This window comes from Mycobacterium sp. E136 (assembly GCF_001666865.1).
Lineage (GTDB): Bacteria > Actinomycetota > Actinomycetes > Mycobacteriales > Mycobacteriaceae > Mycobacterium.
In genome coordinates this window covers 1-3029 of the sequence record NZ_LZJE01000102.1, presented here as the reverse complement: position 1 = coordinate 3029, position 3029 = coordinate 1, and the positions used below count along the sequence as shown (strand labels likewise).

Here is a 3029-nt window from a genome sequence, read left to right as displayed (position 1 = left end):
CACTGTCAAGATTTCCGCTACGATGTCCGCATGAGCAGGACGTCCTATCACCACGGCGACCTGAAGGCCGTCATCCTCGCCGAAGCGGCAAGCTTGGTGGCCGAACGGGGGGCCGACGGAATCTCGCTACGCGAACTCGCGCGAGTCGCCGGCGTATCGCACGCCGCGCCCGCGCACCATTTCACCGATCGCCGTGGGTTGTTCACCGCGCTCGCCGCGGAGGGTTGGCGCAAGCTCGCCGCGGCGCTGTCCGAGACCGGCCCGGAATTCATCGACGCCGCACTGGCATACGTGCGCTTCGCGCTCGACCACCCAGGCCACTACGCGGTCATGTTCGACCGGGCGCTCGTCGACCCGGACAACGCGGAGTTGAAAGCCGCCCAGGATGCAGCGGGGGCGGAACTGCGGCAGGGTGTCGGCACCCTCGACGATCCGCGTGCTGCGCAGGATCCTCAGGCGGCCGCGTTGGCCGCCTGGTCTCTGGTACACGGCTTTTCGCTGCTGTGGCTGAACAAGGCGATCGACGTCGAAGGCGATCCACTGGCGACCGTGCACCGGGTCGCGGGCATGCTGTTCGAGACCGGGTAACGTGCGAGCATGACCGACACTCCGCTGACCGATATCGCTGTTACCACCCTCGACGGCCGCGACACCACGCTCGGCGAGCTGGCCGGCGGCGCAGCCCTGGTGGTCAACGTCGCCTCCAAATGCGGTCTGACACCGCAGTACACCGCGCTCGAACAGTTGGCCAAGGACTACCGAGACCGCGGGCTCACGGTCGTCGGCGTGCCGTGCAACCAGTTCATGGGTCAAGAACCCGGCACGGCCGAGGAGATTCAACAGTTCTGTTCGACGACGTACGGCGTGACGTTCCCGTTGCTCGCCAAGACCGATGTCAACGGCGCCGACCGGCATCCGCTGTATGCCGAGCTGACGAAGACGCCCGACGACGGCGGCGAGGCCGGCGACATCCAGTGGAACTTCGAGAAGTTCCTGCTCGCGCCGGGCGGCAAAGTCGTCAAGCGGTTCCGGCCCCGCACCGAGCCCGATGCGCCCGAGGTGATCGCGGCCATCGAAGACGTCCTACCGCGCTAGCCCGTCGGCTGCCTGACGTCGTAATGGCGTCCGCCGCTTGGCCCGTCCCGCTAACGTGGCGGCCATGGCAGATGCTGACGTCATCGTCGTGGGAGCCGGGCTGGCGGGTCTGGTGGCGGCCTGCGAACTCGTCGAACGCGGCCGACGCGTACTGATCGTCGACCAGGAGAACGCCAACAACATCGGCGGTCAGGCGTTCTGGTCGTTCGGCGGGCTTTTCTTCGTCGACAGCCCGGAGCAACGGCGGATGGGCATCCGCGACAGCCACGAGTTGGCGCTGCAGGACTGGCTGGGCTCAGCGGGATTCGACCGCCCGGAAGATCACTGGCCGCGGCAGTGGGCTCATGCCTACGTCGATTTCGCGGCGGGGGAGAAGCGCGGTTGGCTGCGCGAGCGCGGCCTGCAGACGTTCCCGCTCGTCGGATGGGCCGAGCGCGGTGGATACGACGCGCGCGGCCACGGCAACTCGGTGCCGCGCTTCCACATCACCTGGGGCACCGGCCCCGCGATCGTCGACATCTTCGCGCGCCGCCTCACGGGCCGAGCCCGGTATGCGCACCGCCACAGGGTCGACGAGCTCATCGTCGAGAATGGCACCGTCGTCGGCGTGCGCGGAACCGTGCTCGAGCCGTCTGACGCCGCCCGCGGCGTCGCCACCTCGCGAGAACCCGTCGGAGAGTTCGAATTTCGCGCACAAGCGGTGATCGTCGCCAGCGGCGGCATCGGCGGCAACCACGACCTGGTGCGGCAGAACTGGCCCAGGCGGATGGGCCGGGTACCCGAACAGCTGCTGTCCGGTGTGCCCGCGCACGTCGACGGTCGGATGATCGGCATCACCGAGGCCGCGGGGGCACGCGTGATCAACAGCGACCGCATGTGGCACTACACCGAGGGCATCACCAACTACGACCCCATCTGGCCGCTGCACGGCATCCGCATCCTGCCCGGGCCGTCGTCGTTGTGGTTGGACGCCAACGGCAATCGCCTGCCGTCCCCGCTGTACCCGGGTTTCGACACGCTCGGCACGCTGGAGCACATCGCGCAAACGGGTCAGGACTACACGTGGTTCATCCTCAACACACGAATCATCGCCAAGGAGTTCGCGCTCTCGGGTCAGGAGCAGAACCCGGACCTGACCGGTCGCAGCATCCGCGACGTGTTGTCGCGGGTCCGTCCGGGGGCGCCGGCGCCGGTGCAGGCGTTCGTCGACCGCGGCGTTGACTTCGTCAGTGCGGATTCACTGCGCGATCTGGTCTCGTCGATGAACGCCGTGCCGGATGTGGTGCCGCTGGACTATGCGACGGTCGAGGCCGAGGTCACGGCGCGCGACCGGGAGGTCGCCAACAAGTTCACCAAGGACATGCAAATCGCCTCGATCCGCGTTGCGCGCAACTATCTCGGTGACCGATTCAGCCGCGTTGTCGCGCCACACCGCCTGACCGACCCCAAGGCCGGACCGCTGATCGCGGTGAAGCTGCACATCCTGACGCGAAAGTCGTTGGGCGGACTCGAAACCGACCTCGACGCCCGCGTGCTCAAATCCGACGGAAGCGCGTTCGACGGTCTGTACGCCGCAGGCGAGGCCGCCGGATTCGGCGGAGGCGGCGTGCACGGCTACCGATCGCTGGAGGGCACCTTCCTCGGCGGTTGCGTGTTCTCCGGGCGGGCCGCTGGCCGGGCCGCCGCGCGCGATACGGCCTGACTCAGAGTTCCGCGGCCGAGCCGCGCATCAGAATTCCGTGCCGTTCTCCGGTTCGAGCACCCGGAAGTCGGTGTCGGTCATCTCCGTCAGGCGACCGTAGAAGATCCCGCGAGCGCTCGGATCGATGATGCCCTGGTGGATGGGCACCGCATGCGTCGGCGCCACCGCGCGCAGGTAGTCCACGGCCTCGGAGATCTTCATCCAGGGCGCGGCGGCGGGTGTGGCGAGCACG

Annotated in this window: 3 protein-coding genes and 1 pseudogene; 3 read left to right on the top strand and 1 reads right to left on the bottom strand. The window is 68.1% G+C overall.

Annotated features, from left to right (window positions below; genetic code table 11):
- Positions 1 to 30: 30 nt before the first annotated feature.
- The 3 genes from A5698_RS07650 to A5698_RS07640 all read left to right on the top strand — a co-directional run bounded on the left by A5698_RS07650 (position 31) and on the right by A5698_RS07640 (position 2797).
- On the top strand, positions 31 to 588 hold the full coding sequence (locus A5698_RS07650; RefSeq protein WP_068295201.1) for a TetR/AcrR family transcriptional regulator: 558 nt from the start codon (positions 31 to 33) through the stop codon (positions 586 to 588).
- 9 nt (positions 589 to 597) lie between these two features.
- Positions 598 to 1095 carry a glutathione peroxidase gene (locus tag A5698_RS07645; protein ID WP_068295199.1) on the top strand — a complete coding sequence of 166 codons (498 nt, stop codon included), beginning with the start codon at positions 598 to 600 and terminating at the stop codon, positions 1093 to 1095.
- Positions 1096 to 1159: 64 nt separating this feature from the next.
- The gene (locus A5698_RS07640) at positions 1160 to 2797 is read left to right on the top strand and encodes an FAD-binding dehydrogenase (RefSeq protein WP_068295203.1); all 1638 of its coding nucleotides are present in this window, start codon (positions 1160 to 1162) and stop codon (positions 2795 to 2797) included.
- 27 nt (positions 2798 to 2824) lie between these two features.
- On the opposite strand, the pseudogene A5698_RS07635 reads toward A5698_RS07640, so the two are convergent.
- Positions 2825 to 3029, bottom strand: a pseudogene (locus A5698_RS07635) (MBL fold metallo-hydrolase); the annotation flags it as partial.